This is a genomic window from Nocardia sp. NPDC005746, assembly GCF_040630785.1.
Classification (GTDB): domain Bacteria; phylum Actinomycetota; class Actinomycetes; order Mycobacteriales; family Mycobacteriaceae; genus Nocardia.
Genome location: NZ_JBEXYE010000006.1, coordinates 147851 through 167168, shown reverse-complemented (window position 1 = coordinate 167168; position 19318 = coordinate 147851). Strand labels below are relative to the sequence as shown.

The 19318-nt window shown below is 67.9% G+C and carries 20 protein-coding genes; 9 read left to right on the top strand and 11 right to left on the bottom strand.

Going from position 1 to position 19318, the window contains the following annotated elements; all coding sequences use genetic code 11:
• Window positions 1–116: 116 nt before the first annotated feature.
• Window positions 117–1583: a peptide MFS transporter gene (locus ABZ412_RS13890; RefSeq protein ID WP_357280337.1), complete on the top strand. Its 1467-nt coding sequence runs from the start codon at window positions 117–119 to the stop codon at window positions 1581–1583.
• A gap of 4 nt (window positions 1584–1587) precedes the next feature.
• Here ABZ412_RS13890 and ABZ412_RS13885 read toward each other — a convergent pair whose 3' ends face one another.
• Complete coding sequence (locus ABZ412_RS13885; RefSeq protein ID WP_357280334.1) at window positions 1588–1899, bottom strand: YciI family protein; 312 nt, start codon at window positions 1897–1899, stop codon at window positions 1588–1590.
• 150 nt (window positions 1900–2049) lie between these two features.
• Entirely contained in the window at window positions 2050–3531 is a 1482-nt protein-coding gene (locus ABZ412_RS13880; protein ID WP_357280331.1) for an MDR family MFS transporter, read from the bottom strand.
• A gap of 307 nt (window positions 3532–3838) precedes the next feature.
• Between ABZ412_RS13880 and ABZ412_RS13875 the strand changes: the two genes are divergently transcribed.
• Window positions 3839–6661 (top strand): AAA family ATPase, encoded by a 2823-nt coding sequence (locus ABZ412_RS13875; RefSeq protein WP_357280329.1) that lies wholly within the window; start codon window positions 3839–3841, stop codon window positions 6659–6661.
• A gap of 11 nt (window positions 6662–6672) precedes the next feature.
• Here ABZ412_RS13875 and ABZ412_RS13870 read toward each other — a convergent pair whose 3' ends face one another.
• The 7 genes from ABZ412_RS13870 to ABZ412_RS13840 form a co-directional block, all read right to left on the bottom strand.
• On the bottom strand, window positions 6673–7491 hold the full coding sequence (locus ABZ412_RS13870) for an alpha/beta hydrolase (protein WP_357280326.1): 819 nt from the start codon (window positions 7489–7491) through the stop codon (window positions 6673–6675).
• A 73-nt stretch (window positions 7492–7564) separates the two neighbouring features.
• A complete protein-coding gene (locus ABZ412_RS13865) occupies window positions 7565–7933 on the bottom strand; it encodes a nuclear transport factor 2 family protein (RefSeq protein WP_357280324.1) in 369 nt (122 codons plus the stop codon).
• 100 nt (window positions 7934–8033) lie between these two features.
• The gene (locus ABZ412_RS13860; RefSeq protein ID WP_357280321.1) at window positions 8034–8444 is read right to left on the bottom strand and encodes a hypothetical protein; all 411 of its coding nucleotides are present in this window, start codon (window positions 8442–8444) and stop codon (window positions 8034–8036) included.
• A 205-nt stretch (window positions 8445–8649) separates the two neighbouring features.
• Complete coding sequence (locus ABZ412_RS13855) at window positions 8650–9495, bottom strand: 3-hydroxybutyryl-CoA dehydrogenase (protein WP_357091916.1); 846 nt, start codon at window positions 9493–9495, stop codon at window positions 8650–8652.
• A 106-nt stretch (window positions 9496–9601) separates the two neighbouring features.
• Complete coding sequence (locus tag ABZ412_RS13850; RefSeq protein WP_357280319.1) at window positions 9602–10282, bottom strand: hypothetical protein; 681 nt, start codon at window positions 10280–10282, stop codon at window positions 9602–9604.
• A gap of 9 nt (window positions 10283–10291) precedes the next feature.
• Window positions 10292–11113: an SGNH/GDSL hydrolase family protein gene (locus tag ABZ412_RS13845; protein ID WP_357280316.1), complete on the bottom strand. Its 822-nt coding sequence runs from the start codon at window positions 11111–11113 to the stop codon at window positions 10292–10294.
• 24 nt (window positions 11114–11137) lie between these two features.
• Window positions 11138–11812: a hypothetical protein gene (locus tag ABZ412_RS13840; protein WP_357280313.1), complete on the bottom strand. Its 675-nt coding sequence runs from the start codon at window positions 11810–11812 to the stop codon at window positions 11138–11140.
• 71 nt (window positions 11813–11883) lie between these two features.
• Between ABZ412_RS13840 and ABZ412_RS13835 the strand changes: the two genes are divergently transcribed.
• Complete coding sequence (locus ABZ412_RS13835; protein ID WP_357280311.1) at window positions 11884–12399, top strand: MarR family winged helix-turn-helix transcriptional regulator; 516 nt, start codon at window positions 11884–11886, stop codon at window positions 12397–12399.
• A gap of 179 nt (window positions 12400–12578) precedes the next feature.
• Window positions 12579–14723, top strand: coding sequence for a LuxR C-terminal-related transcriptional regulator (locus tag ABZ412_RS13830; protein ID WP_357280308.1), 2145 nt, complete (start codon window positions 12579–12581; stop codon window positions 14721–14723).
• A gap of 15 nt (window positions 14724–14738) precedes the next feature.
• Here ABZ412_RS13830 and ABZ412_RS13825 read toward each other — a convergent pair whose 3' ends face one another.
• Window positions 14739–15110, bottom strand: a complete 372-nt coding sequence (locus ABZ412_RS13825) for a hypothetical protein (protein ID WP_357280305.1) — start codon at window positions 15108–15110, stop codon at window positions 14739–14741.
• Window positions 15111–15183: 73 nt separating this feature from the next.
• A complete protein-coding gene (locus tag ABZ412_RS13820; RefSeq protein WP_357280303.1) occupies window positions 15184–15534 on the bottom strand; it encodes a YbaB/EbfC family nucleoid-associated protein in 351 nt (116 codons plus the stop codon).
• Between the two features lie 178 nt (window positions 15535–15712).
• Between ABZ412_RS13820 and ABZ412_RS13815 the strand changes: the two genes are divergently transcribed.
• The 5 genes from ABZ412_RS13815 (at window position 15713) to ABZ412_RS13795 (ending at window position 19286) form a co-directional block, all read left to right on the top strand.
• Window positions 15713–16006 (top strand): hypothetical protein, encoded by a 294-nt coding sequence (locus ABZ412_RS13815; RefSeq protein ID WP_357280300.1) that lies wholly within the window; start codon window positions 15713–15715, stop codon window positions 16004–16006.
• Window positions 16003–17235, top strand: a complete 1233-nt coding sequence (locus tag ABZ412_RS13810; protein WP_357280298.1) for a hypothetical protein — start codon at window positions 16003–16005, stop codon at window positions 17233–17235. The genes ABZ412_RS13815 and ABZ412_RS13810 overlap by 4 nt, the downstream gene beginning before the upstream one ends.
• Before the next feature lie 11 nt (window positions 17236–17246).
• Window positions 17247–17756, top strand: a complete 510-nt coding sequence (locus tag ABZ412_RS13805) for a hypothetical protein (RefSeq protein ID WP_357280295.1) — start codon at window positions 17247–17249, stop codon at window positions 17754–17756.
• A gap of 200 nt (window positions 17757–17956) precedes the next feature.
• The gene (locus tag ABZ412_RS13800; RefSeq protein ID WP_357280292.1) at window positions 17957–18463 is read left to right on the top strand and encodes a hypothetical protein; all 507 of its coding nucleotides are present in this window, start codon (window positions 17957–17959) and stop codon (window positions 18461–18463) included.
• A gap of 148 nt (window positions 18464–18611) precedes the next feature.
• Window positions 18612–19286 carry a biosynthetic peptidoglycan transglycosylase gene (locus tag ABZ412_RS13795; RefSeq protein ID WP_357280844.1) on the top strand — a complete coding sequence of 225 codons (675 nt, stop codon included), beginning with the start codon at window positions 18612–18614 and terminating at the stop codon, window positions 19284–19286.
• Window positions 19287–19318 lie beyond the last annotated feature (32 nt).

Genomic DNA, 19318 nt, shown 5'->3' with positions numbered 1-19318 from the left:
CGCATTCGAGGGCATTTGCCCGATGCCGAGGTCGGGCCGACTTTCCCCTGGGAAAATGTGACGTCAGTGAACTCACGAGGTTGCTGTCAGATTGCCCCATATGGGAGGGTCTCGGTATGTCAGGAGTAGCACACGACGCGAAACCGGCCACTGAACGGACCCTGTTCGGCCATCCCATCGGTATCGCGAATTTGTTCGGCGTCGAGTTGTGGGAACGGTTCTCGTTCTACGGGATGCTGACCATTCTCGGCTACTACCTGTACTACTCGACCACCGACGGCGGCCTGGGCATGGCCGAGTCGACCGGGCTCGGCATCGTCGGCGCGTACGGCGGTCTGGTCTACCTGTCGACGGTGCTCGGCGCATGGGTGGCCGACCGGCTGCTCGGTTCCGAGCGGACCGTCTTCTACGGCGGCGTCGTCGTCATGGCCGGTCACATCGCACTGGCGATCCTGCCCGGACTGGCCGGTGTCGGCGTCGGTCTGGTGCTGGTCGCGCTGGGTTCGGGTGGTCTGAAGGCGAATGCCTCCTCGCTGCTGGGCACCCTCTACGACAAGGACGACCCGCGCGCGGACGGCGGCTTCACCCTCTTCTATCTGGGCATCAACCTGGGCGCCTTCGCCGGCCCGCTGATCACCGGCCTGCTGCAGGACCACATCGGCTTCCACTACGGCTTCGGTGCGGCGGCGATCGGCATGGCGATCGGCCTCACCCAGTACGTCGTCTTCCGCAAGAACCTCGGCGAGCACGGCCGCGACGTCCCGAACCCGTTGCCGCGCACCGAGATTCCGAAGGTCGTCGCGGCTCTAGCGGCCTTCGCCGTGGTGGTCGCGATCGCCGCGGCGACCAAGCTGATCACGCTGTCGAACCTGCCCAATGTCACCACCGGCGTGATCACCGTGGCCTCGATCGTCTACTTCGCCATCATGCTGACCAGCGACAAGGTCGACGCGGTCGAACGCACCCGGGTGCGGGCGTACATGCCGCTGTTCGTCGCCAACGCGGTGTTCTGGTCGCTGTTCCAGCAGATCTTCACCGTGCTGTCGGCCTACTCCGACAAGCGCATGACCTGGTCCATCTTCGGCTGGACGGCGCCCTCGAACTGGATCGGCTCGATGGAGCCGGTGTGGATCATCGCCCTGTCCCCGCTGTTCGCGATCATGTGGACCCGCCTGGGCAACCGCGCCCCCAGCACCCCGCGCAAGTTCGCCCTCGGCGTCATCGGTATGGGCGCGGCCTTCCTGCTCTTCACCCTCTTCTCCGGCACCCACGGCAAGTCGGTGTCGTTCGTGATCGTCTTCTTCATCCTGGGCGCGTTCGCGATCTCGGAGCTCATGCTCTCCCCGATCGGCCTCTCGGTCACGACCAAGCTGGCCCCCAACGCTTTCCGCGCCCAGATGATGGCCCTCTACTTCTTCTCGGTCGGCATCGGAACCTCCATGTCCGGCGTCCTCGCCAAGTACTACGACCCCTCCCACGAACTCGCCTACTTCGGCATCACCGGCCTGATCGCCATCGCCGTCGGCATCGTCGTGTGGACCCTCTCCCCGTGGATCAGCCGTCACATGGAGGGCGTGCACTGACCGGTCACATGCCGGGCATCGCCAGGAATTCGTAAACCTCGATGGTGCCGCCGGATTCGGTGTGCGGGTGGTCCTTCAAGACCGCCTGGACGGCTTCGCCGGATTCCGCCTGGAGGATGGAGAAGCCGCCGATACCGCCGTCGGCGTTCACCGAACCCGGTCCCAGGGGGGAACCGAGGTCGACGAGTGCGTCCCCGGCGCGGGCGGCCCAGTCCATCCACGCCTGCATTCCGGCCGCCATGTCCTCGGGGGTGCCCTGTGCCATCTGCTCCCGGGCGGACTGGTCCGACTTGTAGAGCACGAGGAATTTGGTCATCGGTGGCTCCTGAGTGTCGCCCGGCCGACTCCGGTTGACCGGGTCAATTCCCGATTATTTGCTCATCGTATGCCGACCCTCCGATGGGTGGGCGGGAACGCGAAAGCGCCCGCGGCGGTCGGCCGCGGGCGCTTTCGGTTGCCGGGAGGGTCAGTCCTTGACCAGCTGCGGGGCGTCGTCGAGCTCGTCCAGGGTGTCCGGGATCTGCTCGCCGTGCGCCGGGGCGTCGGAGCGGTTGGGGAGCAGGACCGCCATGACGATCACGATCAGTGCCAGGCCCGCTGAGACCAGGAAGGCCAGGCGCATGCCGTCGAGGTGGGCGTTGAGCGGGTTCTCGCCGCCGTCGACCAGGTGGGTGGCGCGGGAGGTCATGACAGTGATGACCAGGGCGGTGCCGAAGGCGGCGGCCACCTGCTGGAGGGTGCCGAGCATCGAGCTGCCGTGGGAGTACAGGTGCATGGGAAGAGCGCCCAGGCCCAGGGTGAAAACCGGGGTGAAGGCGGCGGCCAGGGACACCATCAGCAGGATGTGCAGCGCGACCAGGGCGGCGTAGGGGGTGGTGAGCGAGATCTGGGTGAAGCCGACCAGGGCGGCGGTGATGCCGATCGAGCCGGGGATCACCAGGACCCGTCCGCCGAAGCGGTCGAAGATCTTGCCCACGGTGGGACCGAGCAGACCCATGGCCAGGCCGCCGGGCATGACCAGCAGACCGGTCTGCAGCGGGGTGAGCTCCCGCAGGGTCTGCAGGTACAGCGGCAGCAGGATCATCGAGCCCATCATGGCCAGGAAGGCCACGGCCATCAGGACCAGCGCCTTGGCGTAGGTGCCCGACAGCAGGACACGCAGGTCCAGCAGCGGGGTGCCGTTGCGCTGCAGCGAGATCTGACGGACCACGAAAATGGCGACCAGGGCCAGACCACCGGCCACGAACAGGGCGGGGGTGGCGATGCTGCCGGAACCGAACTTGCTCAGGCCGTACACCAGACCGCCGAAACCGAAGCCCGCGAACACCACACTGAACCAGTCGATCGAACCGGCCTGCGGCTCACCGACATTCTCCAGGTTGCGCAGACCGAACACGGTCACCGCACCGGCGATCGGCAGCACCAGCACGAACAGCCAGCGCCAGGAACCGTAGTTGAGCACCGCGCCGGAGATGACGGGTCCCATGGCGGGGGCCACCGAGATGGCGAGGGTGACATTGCCCATCACGCGGCCGCGATCCTGCTCGGGAACCACGGTCATCAGCGTGGTCATCAGCAGCGGCATCATGACGGCGGTGCCGCCGGCCTGGATGACGCGCGCGATCAGCAGCACGGCGAACGACGGCGCGACCGCGGCGAGCGCGGTGCCGACCAGGAAGACGCCCATGGCGATGGCGTACGCGCGGCGGGTGGAGACCCGCTGCAGGAACCAGCCGGTCACCGGAATGACGGCGGCCATGGTGAGCATGAAGACGGTGGACACCCACTGCGCGGACCGCTCGGTCACGTGGAGATCGTTCATGAGCCGCGGAATCGCGTTGATCATGATGGTCTCGTTGAGGATCACCGTGAAGGTCGCGAGCACCAGCAACCGGATGACCGTTGGTGTCCGCTGCTTGGTCGAGCTCGCGGATAGGTCGGCGGGCATCGGTAAACCTCCGGGGGTGTTCGGGTTCGAGGGGTGGGTGGTCCGCGGAATCGGTGATCGCCGTCCGGGTGCCACATCGATGCAGACGGGTACTGATCGCTCAACTCATCGGTCGGCGACAAGTATTCCGGCGGGGTCCGACAGAATTCATCCGGTTATTGGGTGTCTCGCCACTGAGCGGGATGCTGAATATGTGCTCTCACCAGCACTTATGACTGCTGAAAAGATCAAAAAGTGAGGCAGGTCACGTTTTTCCGCATCCACCGGCCCGGCGGCGCGTGTTCTGTTACCCGCCATGATGGACGGTGTGAGAACGACCGTGGCCGAACAACTTCCGCCGCTGCGTGGACGCGAGCACGAGCAGCAGGCGCTCGGCGTGCTGATCGACGGCGCGCGCGAGGGCCGCAGCGCGGTCCTGGTGGTGCGCGGCGAGGCCGGGATCGGCAAGACCGCGCTGCTGGAGGATGCCGCCGCGCGTGCCCAGGGATTGCGGGTGCTGCGCGGCACCGGCCTGGAGGCGGAGGCGGAACTGCCGTTCGCCGGTCTGCAATTACTCCTCACCCCCGCCCTGGACCGGCTACCCGCTCTCCCCGAACCCCAGCGCGACGCACTGTCCGCCGCCCTCGGACTCGGTCCCGGCGGCCGTGAGCCCATGCTCACGGGCCTGGCCGTACTGTCCCTGCTCACCGAGTACGCGGACGGCTCCGCGGTGCTGGTCGTCGTCGACGACGCCCAATGGCTCGACCGCGCCTCGCGGGACGCGCTGTTGTTCGCGGCGCGGCGGCTCCGAGCCGAGGGCGTGGTCCTGCTGTTCGGCGTCCGTGACGGCGAGGGTTCCTTCGAGGCGGCCGGTCTGCCCGAGCTGCGACTGACCGGTCTGTCACCCGAGGCCGCGGCCACCCTCCTCGACGAGCGCGCGTTCCGCGCCGCCGAGAATTCCTCCGGTGCCGACGGGCGTTCGTCCGGCGTGGACGGGCGTTCCCTCGGCGCGGATGGGCTACGGCTCAGTCCGGCAGTGCGGTACCGGCTGCTCGCGGAAGCGCGCGGCAATCCGCTGGCCCTGCGCGAACTGCCGTTGGCCATGGCCGACGAAGCCGCCTCCGATCTCGCCGCGGGCGCACTGCCGCTGACCGATCGCCTGCGCGTGGCCTTCCACGGCCGGATCAGCCGGCTGCCGGAAGCCACCCGGACGCTGCTCACGGTGCTCGCCACCGACGAATCCGGGGAACCTGGGATCGTCCTGCGCGCGGCGGCGAGTCTGGGCGCGGGTGTCGACGATCTCGCGCCCGCCGAGGCCGCGGATCTGCTGCGGCGCCACACCGGTGTCTCGATCACGTTCCGTCATCCCTTGATTCGCGCGGCCGTCTACCAACGTGCGCCGTTGGGGCAGCGTTTGGCCGCGCACCGGGCTCTCGCCGATGCCCTGGACGCGCCCGAGCAGTCGGATCGGCGCGCCTGGCATCTGGCGGCAGCCGCCCTCGGTCCCGACGCCGAGGTGGCGGATGCTCTGGAGCGCACCGCCATTCGAGCCCGTGAGCGCGGCGGTCATACGGCCGCGGCCGCCGCCTACGATCGGGCGGCCCGGCTCAGCGATCGGCCGGAGGATCGCACTCGCCGGCAGACGCTGGCCGCTCAGGCGGCGCTGGAATCCGGCGATCTGGTGCGGGCCGGAGACCTGGCCCGGCGCACGGCCCGCGAGGTGAGTTCGGAGTCGTTGCGCGCCAGCCTCTCCCAGGTGCAGGCGCTCGCCCAGTTCTGGCAGGGCGCGTTCCCCGACGCGCATCGCCTGTTGATCGACGCGGCCGCGAGCATCGCCGCCGCCGATCCGGAGCAGGCCGCGGGAATGCTGGTGCAGGCCATCCACACCGGCTGGTACCTGGGTGAACCGGAACTGGCGGAGGTGCTGAAGCGCCTGGGCGACCTACGCCTGGCGGACGAACCCGCCGTGACACCGGTCGTGCGATTCCTCGGCAGACTGTTCGATATCGGCCCTGGCAAGCCGTTGTCCCTTACCGACACGCTTGCCGAAATCCGTTCCCGTGGTGCCATTTCCGACCAGGTTCTGCTGATTCTGTGTGGCGTGGCCCTGGCTCGTGGGCAGGACGGCCCCGCCTTCGACCTGGCCGTCTCGCTGGCCGTCCGGCATCGTGCCGCAGGTGCGGCGGGCCGCCTGCCGACCGTGCTGTTCTTCGCCGCCGAGGCTGATATCTTCACCGGCCGACTGACCGACGCGCGCACCGCCACCGTCGAAGCCCGCGACCTCGCGCGCGATACCGGTCAGCAGCAGTGGGTGCGCCAACTCAGCAGTGTGCTGGCACATCTGGACGCGCTACGGGGCGATGAGGCCGAGTGCCGCGCGCATGCCGAACTGGGCCTGGAAGGGGACACCCCCGGGTCGATCGCCCCCGGCGCCCCGTGGGCGCACTGGTCGTTGGGCTTGCTCGACCTCGGTGCCGGCCGCGCGGAGTCCGCCCTTTCCCGCCTCGAGCGTTTGACGAAAGTCCCTTTCAGCCACCACATCTGCGCCACCCGTTCGATTCCCGACCTGGTCGAGGCCGCTGTCCGGCTCGGCGCCCCGGACCGCGCCGCCGCGCCCTTCGCGAAGCTGGCGGGCTGGGCGGAATCGGTGGGCCAACCCTGGGCCGAAGCCCTGGTACTGCGCTGCCGCGCCTTGCTCGACGACGACCACGCCGAGGACCTCTACACCCAGGCCCTGGCGATCCACGATCGCGAGGCCCGTCCCATCGAATTCGCCCGCACCGCACTGCTGTACGGCGAATGGCTGCGCCGAGCCCGCCGCAAGTCCGAGGCCCGCACCCCCCTGACCGAGGCCCTCGAGGTCTTCGACCGCCTGGACCTGCGCCCGTGGGCCGAGCGAGCCCGCCACGAGCTGTCGGCGGCGGGAGCTCCCGCCGCCGATGCGGCCGGGGCGGGGTCGACCGCCACCGGCCTGACCCCGCAGGAGTTGCAGATCGTCCGCCTGGCCGCCGAGGGCCTGTCCAATCGCGATATCGCCGCCCAGCTGTTCCTGAGCCACCGCACCGTCGGCTACCACCTGTACAAGGCGTACCCGAAGCTCGGGGTGACGTCGCGCGGCGAATTGAAAGGAATTGCCGCGCAGCTGCATTGATCGCGGTGGCGTCACGCCTTGACGAACTCGAGCAGGTCGGCGTTCACCTGGTCGGCATGGCTGCGGTACAGCCCGTGCCCGGCGGTCGGGTACTCCTTCAACACCGCCTCTGGGTAGAGCCGCACGGCCTGGTGGCTGCTGACCTCGATCGGAATGGACTGGTCGTGCAGGCCGTGCAGCAGCAGGGTGGGTACCGCCAGCGCGGCGACATCGGCGCGGTGGTCGGTGCGGGCCACCGCCTTCTGGACCTCGAGCGCCGCGATCGGGGAGCAGCTCATGCTGCGCTGCACCTCGGCCTCGATCGCCGCCGCGGACACCCGGGTGCCCAGGTGGGTGGCGAAGTAGCCCTGCGCCCGGTCGGCCAGCCATTGGGCGCGGTCGGCGCGCAGGTCAGCCGTGGAGGCGTCGATCATCGCGGCGGTGACGCCGACCGGGTTGTCCTCGGTCTGGAGCAGGTACGGAATCGCTGGTCCCAGCAACGCGATTCGCGCTACCCGGTCCGCGCCGTGGCGGGCGAGGTAGCGGACGGCTTCCGCGGCGCCGGTGGAGTGCGCGATCAGGATCGCGTCCCGCAGGTCCAGGTGCTCGAGCAGCGCGGCGAGATCGTCGGCGCGGGTGTCGGTGTCGTAGCCGGACGACGGGCGGTCGGAACGCCCGTGGCCGCGGCGGTCGAGCAGGACACAGCGGTAGCCCTGCTCGAGGAAGAACGGCACCTGGCACTCCCACATGTCGGTGGGCAGGGCCCAGCCGGAGATGAAGACCAGCGGCGCGCCGGTGCCGTAGTCCTCGTAGGCGAGAGTGGTGCCGTCGGTGGGAGTGGTGAAGAACATGGGAATCCCCTTGTCGTACCGAAGTTTCGGTGGCGGGCCGGGCGGGGTCGCGCGCCGCCCGGCCGGTCGTGGGTCAGAGTCCGGCCGGGACCTGGTCGAGGAAGCCGTAGACGCGCTCGATGCGCCCGTCGGCGGCGAGGGCGGCCACGTCGAAGCCGATCACCAGCGGTTCCGCGCCGGGAGCGCCCAGGTGCCAGGTGAATCGGGCGATGTGGTGGTTGGCGTCGACGGCCCCGCCGAGGGTGAACTCGAGCCCGGCGAACTGCGCCTGCACGGCGGCGATGGTGGCGTCGAGTCCGGCGTGCCCGCGCACCGACACCAGCGGGTCGGTGTATTCGGCGTCCTCGGTGAACAGTTCGGCGACCGACGCCGCCCGCCGGCCGGCGTCGGTGGTGTTCCAGGTGGCCAGGTAGCGCTGCACGAGTTCGGTGATGTCACTCATTGTCGTTCTCCTCGGTTCGTGTGAACTTGATGAGGACAACGTTATGAAGATCGCGGCGACCGGGAATCTGTCGTCATTAAGTACTGACGACCGGTCTCGCTCAGCCGAGGTGTTCGATCCGCTTCTTGGTGGTGTTGACCGGCGAATTCAGCGTCAGGTCCAGCACGGTGACCGTCACGTCGGTGAGTGCCCCGGACTGGAATTTGGCCGATTCCCCGAACAGCTGCACCGGATTGACCGTGACGGTGGCCTGCTGCGGCTGCCCGGCGCACACGACCGGTGCGAGCGTGCTGCCATTGACCCCGGACCCCAGATAGGGTGTCGCCCGCACGGTCACCGACAGCGCGGCGGCCGGTCCGGTGCACAAGTACGAAATCGTGATCACGGCATTGCCATTGGTCTCTCGCGCGCTGTCGACGGCCAGCGCGGGAATGGCCTGCGCGTTACCGGCGGCCAGGGTGACGGCGGCGGCGAAGGCGCCGAGGGCGGTGACGAGGCTGCGTGCGTGCACGGTTGTGTCCTTGCTGTTCCGGAACCGATTCACTGTTTCCTGCACCAGATTTCAGGAGGTCAGCGGCGCATCGCGGGTCAGGGTAGTGCATAACAAACCAACCATGCTGGACAATTGACAAGTTCGTGACCGTAAATCGTTCGCCCGCAGCCGGACACGAATCGGCCGCCCGCACTTCGGGTGCGGGCGGCCGAATTCGGGCGAATCAGTAGGTGTAGAAACCGCGACCGGTCTTGCGGCCCAGGTAGCCCGCGTCGACCATGCGGCGCAGCAGCACCGGCGGCGCGTACTGCGGCTCACCGAACTCGGCGAACAGCGACTCGGCGACCGCGAGAGTGACGTCCAAGCCGACGGTGTCGCACAGGCGCAGCGGGCCCATCGGGTGGGCGCAGCCGCTGACCATGCCCTCGTCGATGTCCTCGGCGCTGGCGAAGCCGGTCTCGAACATGCGGATAGCGCTGCACAGGTACGGGATCAGCAGGGCGTTGACGATGAAGCCCGCCTGGTCCTTGGACTCGATGGTGCGCTTGCCCAGGACGTCGCGGGCGTAGCCGGTGACCTTGTCGACCACGGCGCGGTCGGTCTTGAGGGTGACCACGATCTCGACCAGCGGCAGCACCGGCACCGGGTTGAAGAAGTGGACGCCGACCACGCGCTCCGGGTGGGCGGTGGCGTTGGCCAGCCGGATCACCGGGATGGAGGAGGTGTTGGTGGCCAGGATGGTCTCGGGGGAGACGATGCCGTCGAGCTTGGTGAAGAAGTCGGCCTTGAGCGACTCGATCTCCGGCGCGGCCTCGATCACCAGCTCCCGATCGGCGAAATCGTCGATCGAGGTGGTCAGGGCGATGCGGGCGCGGGCCTCGTCGGCCGCGGCCTGCTCGAGCCGCCCGGACTTCACCGCGCGCGCCAGCGACTTCTCGATCCGCTCCACCGCGGCGTCCGCCGCCTGGGTGTCGCGCTCCAGGATCAGGACCGACCCGCCCGCGCGGGCCGCCACCTCGGCGATACCGGCACCCATGGTGCCGCCACCGATCACGCCAATGCGTTCCACGAAATCTCCTTGTACTCGAGTTACTCGGGCACCATCTTCCTGGACCGCCCGCACCCACTCTCAGCTGGGCGGACATTGTGAGGTACACCGCACACCCCGCCCGTCGTCAGAGCGGAGCGGTGATGGTGGTGAAGTACTGGACCGCCGCCAGGACCGCCACGGGCGCGGTCACCAGCAATTGGCCGGCGATGGTGCCCAGCGTCCCGATCGCGACCACACCGCCCAAACACCCGACCACCGCGCCGGGCAGGAACGGGCCGAAGAGTCCGACGATGGTGGCCGCGGCGACCGTGGCCCCGACCGCCGCGCCCAGCACGCAACCGACCGCCGCCCCGCCCACACCGCCGACCAGGGTGCCCAGGACCGCGCCCATGCCGATGGTGCTGTTCATGCGATTCCAGGCGGCCTGCTCGCGTTGATAGGGCGTCTGGAATCCGGCGGAGTCCTCGAACGGCAGCGCGACCGGAGCGTAGACGGCGTGGGCGGGATCGAGGTCGGGGACCAGCGTCGCGGTCCGGTCGGTGACGGAGGCCGCGATCGGAAAGACGAAATCGTCCACCCGGAAGGACATTTCGGCTCCGGCGAGCACGGTGCCGCCGGGCGCCGCGATGGTGAGCACCCCGTCCCGCAGGGCGAGGACGCCGTCGGCCACAGTGATGACCGCGGCATCGCCGACCTGGGCGGCGGTGACCGCCACGGCGTCATCGGATGCGGCGGAAGCGGTCGGCTGGGTTGCGCACACGCCCGCGGCCAGCAGGGGAGCGAGGGCGATCATGGTCATTCGCATGGGATGCCCTCACGCCATCGCCGCGAGCGCCGACACCACGGCCCGGGCGACGGCGACCTGACCCCCGGGGGTGAGATGCACGCCGTCCGGCTCGTAGAGCCGATGACCCGAGTCGGGGCGGGTGACGGTGAGCGTGTCGATCACCGGTTCCGGCCGCTCGCGCAGCGAACGCGCGGTGTCCTCGTGATCGGCCGCGCGCCAGCTGATTCCGGCCTGCTGGAACGGCGGGAAGGTCGCGATCAGCGACTCGTCGGCGTCGGTCGGGGTGAGCCAGACCCAGCGTGCGCCGCTGAGCCGTACCCCTTCGTCGTGCAGGACGCCCAGATTGCGCGCGGTCTCCTCGGCGCTGACCACGCGTGGCCCGTCGGCGCCGAGGCGCTGTGCGTCGTTCGCGCCGAGCTGGCACAGGACCCAGTCGGGGCGTTGGAACCCGAGCGCCGCAATGCTTTTCAGGGTGTTCGTGGTGGTGGCCCCGGTGACCGCCAGATTGAGCAGGGTGATCGCGTCTCCCGGCCGTCGTAGTTCGAGCAGGTGGCGCAGGATCTCGAACCAGGACAGTCGATCGGCGGTGCTGCTCTCACCGAGCGCGACCACACGCGCGCCCGGTGCGAACGGGAGCCGGTCGACCTGGTCGGCGACCGCGTCCTCGGTCAGCAGATCCGCCGCCGCGGCTCGCGCTTGCGTCGTGAATTCCTCGCGCAGCGACCGATATTCGTCGGAATCGAGGCCGAACAGCGCGGCGACGTGGGTGTCGTCGATGCCGTTCAGATAGGGGAGCGACAGTTCGGGCCGCTGGAACCGCACCAGTTTGGTGATCATCGGGGTGGTCATTCGGGTTTCTCCTGAAGGTGTGAATTACGAACGGGGAAGCAGGAATCCGGCGGCGATCAACCAGGCCATGCCGGTGAAGCGCGCGATCGGCAGCAGGAAGGCCGCCGCGGTGACGGCGAGCGCGGCGGTGGTGCACAGGGCGATCACCGCGATCACCAGGCCCGCGCTGATCAGCCAGGGGGTGAGCAGCTGTCGCGGCAGGGCGCTCAGCGCGATTCCCGCGATGAGCAGGCCGGTGGCCATCACATTGGCCGGGCCGCCGCACAGGAACGCGAGCGTGTGCAACCCCCGGACCAGGGCCGGATCGCTCACCACCTCGGGCACGGTGAGCGCCCAGCTGACGAGTCCGGAGCAGATCAGGAAGACGACCGCGAGGGCGCCGCCGATCGCGGCGAGCGCGGGCCCGAAACCGTTGGCGACCCGCCGCAGCCGAGCCGCGACCGCCGCCGTGTAGAGGGTCAGCGGGATGGCGCTCGCGTACTGCAGTACCGCGCCGGTGCGTACGGCAGAGGGGTGGTCGCGAAAGTAGGCGAGCGCGTCCCCGGCATCCCCGAAGGGTGATGGGAATGGGCTTCCACCTGCGCGGATGGTGCTGATGGCGAGTCCGGCGACGAACAGTCCGGCGACGGCGACGCCGAGGCCGCCCAGAGGCGGTTCGAGTGCCGCGGGCTTGTGTAGTGCGTGAGATTCGGCAGACATGACGGAGATTCCGTTCTCTTGCATGAATCGTTCTCTGCTGTGAACGATTGCCTGCCGTGTACGATAACGCCGTGGCCGAAGCGAAGCAAGAGGAAACCGGGCGAGCGCAGCCGACCCGCCCCATGCGCGCGGTCGCCTTCCAGCTCGCTCAACTGGGCGCCCAGGCCACGCAACGGTTCTCGGAGCGCATCGCCGAAATCGGGCTCACCCCACCGGAAGTCGGCATCCTGCGCATGATCGCCGCGGAGCCGGGCCGCAGTCAGCGTTCACTCGCCGCCGAACTCGGCGTGGTCCCCAGCCGGGTGGTCGCCCTCATCGACCCCCTCGACACCAAGGGCCTGATCGAACGCCGCCGCAGCCCCGCCGACCGCCGCAACCACGAACTGCACCTCACGCCGGCAGCGGGAGAACTCCTCGCCCAGCTCGGCGCGATCGCCTTCGCGCACGAACGCGAACAGACCGCAGCACTGTCGGACGACGAATACCGGCAGCTCGCCGATCTGCTGAATCGTCTGGTCGCCGCCCGCGGCCTGACGCCGGGCGTGCACCCCGGCTACGCGTCCCCGGAATCGGCGCCCGGGAACTGATCCGGCGCCGAACCGGACAACCTATCCCACCCGCGGTGCACGGGGACACCGGCAAGTTTCTGCCAGGTCCGTGCCGGTGAAATCAGGGGCACTGTCGAGGCGCGGGCCTCGGGAACCGGTCCTAGACTGCGGCTTCGGGGGACGACTGCCGGATTTCGATCGGATGGGATGCCTTCGCGATGCCTGACAGCTACAGAATCCCCGCGCTACTCGAGCGGAAAGGCCAGGTCGACGAGGTTCGGCGGCTCATCGCGGACCCTCGGGTCCGGGTACTGACGGTGACCGGGATCGCGGGGGTGGGTAAGAGCCGACTGGCCGCCGAAGCCGTGCAGGATGGAACATCGCGGATCGTCGCGGTGGATCTGGGCGAGTCGGCGGATACGCGCGGGGTGTGGTCCGCGATCGAGGCCGAATCCGAAGCCGTGCCTTCGATTCTGTTCCTGGACAACTGTGATCGCCTCGTTCGCGCGCTCGCGGACGAGCTTCCGGCGCTGTTGCACCGCTGCCCCGGCCTGACCGTCGTCACCACCAGCCGCCGGGCCTTCGGGCTCTACCAGGAATGCCTGTTCCAGGTGCATCCGCTGCCCACGACGACCACCCCGGACATCGAGACGCCGAGCCCGGCAGCGCGGTTGCTGCTCGACAGCATCGAAACCCGTTTCCGGGGAGCCACATCCGCGGACCTCGCGATCGTGGAGGAGATCGCGGCGGCGCTCGGCGGCGTGCCGCTCGCCCTGGAACTGGCCGCGGCCGCCATCGCGCGGTTCGGGGCCGAGCGGACGCTGCGGCGCATCGAATCCGGCCAGCCGCTGCCGCCGTCGCCGTTCGTCGACACGCCTGCCCGGCATCGCACCATCCGCGATTGCCTGGAGTGGGGGACAAGCGATCTCGACCCGCTGTCCACCGACCTGCTGCTGCAGATCGCCACCTCCGACGTGCTCACCGATCTGGAGGAAGTGCTGTTGCTGCTGTGCGGTCAGCAGCGTGACGCCATCGTGGATCGGCTCGCGGACCTGGTCAACCGCAGCCTGCTCGACCACGCGGTCGCCGACAACGGGCACTACACCTACGCCATGTCCGGGTTCACGCGCACCTGTCTGCGGCAGTTGCTCTTCGCGGACCCCGAACGCGCACTGCGGATTCGAGCCATGCGCGCGGCGGGTATGAGTCAGCTCGCCGCCCGTATCGCGCGCATGCTCGACGACCCGGCCCGTCGCCCCGCCGCGGTCCAGCTCGCCGAACGCTGGCACGACGATCTGGTCGCGACCATCGACTACTTCACGATCCAGGGCGAGGCGGCCCGCGCGGTGCGCATGCTGCGCGAACTCGAGGACGTCTGGATCGAGCGGCGCGCGTTCACCTGGGCGGAGGCGACGCTCATCCGGCTGTCGAGGACCGCGGATCCGACCGCGGCCGCGCTGGGCCGGGAACTACTGGGCCACTGGGCTTTACGATCCGGCCGCTTCGCGGACGCCGTCGGTCTGCTGACCTCGGCCGTGGAGCCGACCGGTTCGGCAGTCTGGCGACTAGCCGTGGCCTGCTACGAAATGGGGGATACGCGGCGGGCCCGAACCTTGATCGACAGCGCCCCACCGGCCTCCGCCCGTACACCCCGCGAACGCGAGGTCGGCGCACTGGTCGAAGCGCTGGTCCATTTCGATCCTTCCCACGATGGCGAAGGCGACTGGCAGACCCTGCGCGACCGTATCGCCGCCCTGCCTCACCGCCGCGACCGCCTCGGCCTCCTCGCCATACTCGGCCGCACCCTCCTGCGCGCCGGCGCCCCTCATCACGCCCACGAGGTCTTCCGCCTCGCCCTGCGCACCCCCGACCCGGCCCGCAACGCCGTCGAGATGGTCGTCGCCCTGGAGGGCTGTGCTCGCGCCTATCACGCAGCGGGCGAACACTATTCCGACCACGTACCCCGGCTGTCCGCCGCGGCCCGCTGGATCCGCGACGCCTACGCCCTACCGCGACTGACCGACCACGTGGACATCCCCGATTCCACCCTCGACAGCCATGACCCCGCGATCTCCACCGTCGGCTCCGTCCTCGATATCGACGAGGCCGTCGCCTACGCCCTCTCCACCCCGCCCCTCCCCGCCGAACTCCCCGATTCCCCCGTCTCCCGCCTGACGAAACGCCAACTGGAAATCGCCCGCCTGGTCACCGAGGGCATGACCAACCGCATGATCGCCAGCCGCCTCGGCATCGCCGAATGGACAGTGGTCAACCACCTCCGCCAGGTCATGACCAAACTCGACTGCCCGTCCCGCCTCCATGTCGCCCTCGTGATCAAACAACAGGCCCAGCAAACCGCCTGAGGCCGGGCTGTCGGATCAGCTGGGGTGTGGCGCACCACCGAAGTCGAACGCGATGAACAGCAGGGCCAGGGGAAGGGTGACGATCGCGAACGCCATGGTCGCGGGAACGGCGGCAGCCCGCGTGTGCCGATACCGCGACCCCATCACCCCGATCGCGATGATCGCGGCGAACGTCGCGATCCAACTGGCCCAATAGCCGACCGAACCCACCCCATACTCGACCGGCCCGTCCTGCGTGACGGTAGCGGGCCGGTGGGGGTCGGTGATCCCCACACTGCGCTGAAACACGATGATCGCGCACGGGTACAGGAAACCCATTACCGCCCCGACGATTCCACCCGCAACGCCCCCGGCCGCTTCCAGCGCGGCCCCACGCTTCCTATCCATGCGAGGAACTCTCGCCGCCGCGGCTTGCCGAATCCTTAACACCCACAAGGGTTCTACGGAGCGCCGTTATTCATCAGCGCGTGTTGCTCCAGAGCCTGACCGGCTGCACATCGTCCGGATCGGCCCACTCGGGTTGCGGCGGCACGGCCGGTGCGGCGTTCTTCTTCTCGTTTCGAAGGAACTGTTCGTACACCTTGTGTGCCTGCGTTTCCGCATCGGCGCGCGCCGCCCGGTACTGCTCGATGATGGTCCGCTCGAGCTGCTGGGTCCCCTCGGCGGCGGCGTGCGGCGCCAGCCTGATCTGGGTGATCTGCCCGTAGGCATCCACTTCGATCGCCATGCTTCGGTCCGCGGCGCGAGCCTGGGCTCGGACCACCCCGATGGCCTCATCGATCTTCTCGGCCCGCGCGCGACGCTGGTCCACGTGCTCCGCACCCCTTCATCCGGATCGTCCATGCCGGGATGCCTCCCCCCGACTGGTCGACACTGTACCGACACCGCGCGCCCAATTGTTCGCAGTACATACCGACCGCTACTGTTAGCGATGCTATTGCCAGTGCTGGGGGATTCATGAAGCGAAAGCTGTTGGTGGGACGGTAGACATGGTTGCCTTCGATCCCGAAAAGTTGCGCGCGCTCGCCACCGATACCCGCACCCATGCCGGTGCGATCGGCAAGCTGAGCCCGATCGGCGAGCACAACCGTGACGCCGCTCCCGGCGCGATGCCGTTCTCCGCCTTCGCGAACAACGTCGGGTTGGTACTCGAGGCGATGGATCGAGTGGTGGCGCTCCATCAAGGCAGGCTTGACCAGTTCGCGAATCTGACCGATAACGCGGCCGGCACAGTCGATGGGATGGAAGAGGCGAATGTGGCCGGCTTCAAGGGGATCAAGTGAGCGGTGACAAGATCACCATCTCCACCGTGCTCGGGTGGAAACTCGATTCGGCACGCTTCGCCGGCGCGGACGCGATGAACGCCGGTATCACCCTCGAAGCCGAATCTCTCAATGCCGACAAGGCGATTCAGGGTTCCGATCCCTACTTCGGTGAGGCCGCCGGCAGTGCCGCCCGCACCATGTCGACCAAGTTGAAGAACGAGGCGGTCACCACCGGTGACGTCCTCGACGCCATCCATAAGCAGATCGACACCACGACTGCCGCACTGCAATCGGATATCAAGAGTTTGCAGTCGGCTGTCGATGACGTCGAAGACTCGGAGTACAACCTCTTCTACGACGACGAGACCGGCGACGTGAAGTCATACGACTCGAACTGGGAGACCATCAAGAAGCACTGGGGCAACCCGGCTTCCGTCGCCTGGAAGACCGCCGAATGCCTCAGCTTGGGTGCGAGTCTCAAGCAGGCGTTCTGGGATGTGCAGGCAACCGACAAGATCGGCGCGCGCGACCTGGCCACGCAACTCGAGCACGTGTCCGATGATGTCAAGCTGGTGCTGGCCGGTATTCCGGGGGATGCCACGCTCAGGGATATTCTCCTGAAGTATCAGGTGGACACCACGAAGTCCGAGATCGTTGTCTGGCCCGACTCGACCCTGCTGAACCTGATCAGGATGTCCAAGCCCGACATGCAGCCGGTAGAGATGACGGTCGAGGAGAAGGCCGCCATGGATGAGCTCTGCAACCCGCTGTATGGGGGCAATCCGCTGAACTACATGAAGTTCAACGACATCAAGGACGAAGCGGAAGAGTTCGGGAAGAACAACAAGTACACCGAGGTGAATCCGAAATCGAAGGATGACGGTCACGGGGACGCGGCCCGGCATGCCTACTGGAACGCGCGTATGACCCAGGAGTTCGGCGCCGACTGGGCGAAGCAGTACGCCACCGCCCATGAGGGCGTCGGCGGAAACGGTCCGCAGCGAGAGGCGATGGATCTCAAGAACAATGATGTGGGCCGCCAGATCGGTCTGGCGAACATGAACGCATCGAAGGACGACCTGAAGACGGCGGTCATCGCCGCGGTCGACAAGGGCGACACCGTGGTCATCCACAGTCCCAATGGGGACAAGGCTCCCGCCCAGATTGCCTTCAGCAATACCGTTCCCTGGACAGATACGAGGAGTCCCGAGCAAGTGGATATCCCACTTCCGGGCAAGGGAAAGTGAGTGCGAGGTAAGTGAAACCAGCCACGATCGTTGTCGGCATCCTGATGGTTCCGCTGCTGGCTGGATGTGCTGCCAAACCAACAAAGCCCGCTGCGAAAACCTGTCAATCCGAAATCCGCCTCGACCGGGAGCCGCAGCCGCTCGGCTCGAGCAAGGCGCTGACGGCGGAACTCGAAACCGCCGGGCGAGGGCATCAAGCCATCAGCCTCGGCGAGGTCACTCACGCGGCAGGTTGGTCCGATGACTGGGACACGATGATCGAGGCCGCCGAAGCCTACAACGATGACTGGATGAACAAGACCGCGCAAACCCCGGCGGGCACCTGCTGGAAGGGGCTACCGCCCCGTATCAATTCCGATAATCCGGCGCCTTTCGGGTATTACGTCTTCCTCAAAGACCGGCAGGTGGTGCAGTCCGTGGTGTGGCACACCGGCGACATGCCCCTGCTGCTCCGTCCCAGCGAGCGGCTGACTCACGAAACCATGCTGAACGCCAAGGGCGGAGGACTCGCAACCTACTGAGGCCCTCACCGACGCCACGCTTCATCGAAAACTGTTGTGCCCGCGAGGGTGTCGGCGGAAACGGGCCGCAGCGAGAGGCAGTGGACCTCGGGGAACAATGCTTCCGCCCAGATCGCCTGGAGTAATACGGTTCCCTGGAACGAGATATCAAGTCCTCCGGCCATCGATATCCCACTTCCCGGAAAGTGAGTGCGAGGTAATTGAGACCAGCCCTGATCGTTGCCGGACTGCTGGTGGTTCCACTGCTGGCCGGTTGTGCCGCCAAGCACCAGTCCTACGCGGAGAGGTGTCCATCCGAAATCCGCCTCAGCCAGGAGCCACAGCCGCTCGGCTCGAGCAAGGCACTGACAGAGGCGATCAGAACGGCCGGGGGCGGGCAGCAAGCCGTCAGCCTCGGTGAGGTCACGCGTTCGGCCGGCTGGTCCGATGACTGGGACGCGGTGATCGATGCTTCTGCGGCTCATGACGATGACCTGATGAACAAGTGGGCAGAGACCCCACCAGGTACTTGCTGGGCGGGTCTACCACCCAGGATCGGTGTTTCCGATCCGGTGCCTTCCGGGTACTACGTCTTCCTCAGGGACCGGCACGTGGTGCAGTCCGTGGCGTGGGATACCGGGCACAAACCCGTGGAATTCGGTTCCGTTCCGCGACTGACTCACGAATCCATACTGAACCCCAAAGGCGGACAACTCAGAACCTACTGAGCGGCCAGGAGGCTGATGCCATCCGCGCAGAATCTTCACATTCGGCGCAAAGCAACTCCACCCGCGATGCTTAGGGTCACTGGTTATGGAATCCAGTAAGCCTCGGCGCCGTCACCGGCTGCGTCGGCTGGGGAAAGTGCTCTTGGTCGTGTTGTTGGTGCTCGGGGTCGTGGTGGCTGCCGGGTGGGCGCTCACCCCGTCGGTTGCCGACGCCGATCAGCGGGTCCGGGATCTGGCAGCGGATCGGGATTCGGCGCTGCTGTCCGATTCGGTGCCGGCGCGGTTCGCGACAGCGCTGCTGGCCACCGAGGACAGTCGTTTCCATCGGCATCACGGCATCGACATCCTCGGTATGGTGCGCGGTGGCCTCGGCCTACTCGGTTCCCGGGAAAGCGGCGGGTCGACGCTGGACAAGCAGCTGATCAAGATGCTGTATTTCCACGGTGACCATCCCCTGGTGGGCGCCCCCGAACAGCTGCTGCTCGGCGTCAAGCTCGACACCACCTACTCCAAGTCCCAGATCCTCCGGATGTATGCCGACGTCACCTATTTCGGCCACGGCTTCTACGGCCTGCAGGACGCTTCCTGCGGCTACTTCGGGGTGCCGCCGGACCGATTGAGCTGGTCCCAGGCAACACTGCTGGCCGGGCTGCCGCAGGCTCCCAGCAACTACGACCCGCTGACCCGCCCGGACTTGGCGGCGAGCCGCCAGCAACACGTCGTCGACCGCCTGGTCGCGACCGGCGCCCTGACTCACGAGCTCGCAGCCGAAATCTCCCCGGCCGCATGGCATCTCACGACCACGCCGGGTTGCCACGACTGACCACCGGGCCTTCCGGCCGGGCGGCTGACGAG

Bases quoted from the DNA above. Each gene is read 5' to 3' on its own strand.
- ABZ412_RS13825 (WP_357280305.1), bottom strand. From the start codon at position 15,110: ATGGATAGGAAGCGTGGGGCCGCGCTGGAAGCGGCCGGGGGCGTTGCG.
- ABZ412_RS13840 (WP_357280313.1), bottom strand. From the start codon at position 11,812: ATGTCTGCCGAATCTCACGCACTACACAAGCCCGCGGCACTCGAACCG.
- ABZ412_RS13880 (WP_357280331.1), bottom strand. From the start codon at position 3,531: ATGCCCGCCGACCTATCCGCGAGCTCGACCAAGCAGCGGACACCAACG.
- ABZ412_RS13830 (WP_357280308.1), top strand. From the start codon at position 12,579: ATGCCTGACAGCTACAGAATCCCCGCGCTACTCGAGCGGAAAGGCCAG.
- ABZ412_RS13845 (WP_357280316.1), bottom strand. From the start codon at position 11,113: ATGACCACCCCGATGATCACCAAACTGGTGCGGTTCCAGCGGCCCGAA.
- ABZ412_RS13890 (WP_357280337.1), top strand. From the start codon at position 117: ATGTCAGGAGTAGCACACGACGCGAAACCGGCCACTGAACGGACCCTG.
- ABZ412_RS13865 (WP_357280324.1), bottom strand. From the start codon at position 7,933: ATGAGTGACATCACCGAACTCGTGCAGCGCTACCTGGCCACCTGGAAC.
- ABZ412_RS13885 (WP_357280334.1), bottom strand. From the start codon at position 1,899: ATGACCAAATTCCTCGTGCTCTACAAGTCGGACCAGTCCGCCCGGGAG.
- ABZ412_RS13850 (WP_357280319.1), bottom strand. From the start codon at position 10,282: ATGCGAATGACCATGATCGCCCTCGCTCCCCTGCTGGCCGCGGGCGTG.
- ABZ412_RS13870 (WP_357280326.1), bottom strand. From the start codon at position 7,491: ATGTTCTTCACCACTCCCACCGACGGCACCACTCTCGCCTACGAGGAC.
- ABZ412_RS13815 (WP_357280300.1), top strand. From the start codon at position 15,713: ATGGTTGCCTTCGATCCCGAAAAGTTGCGCGCGCTCGCCACCGATACC.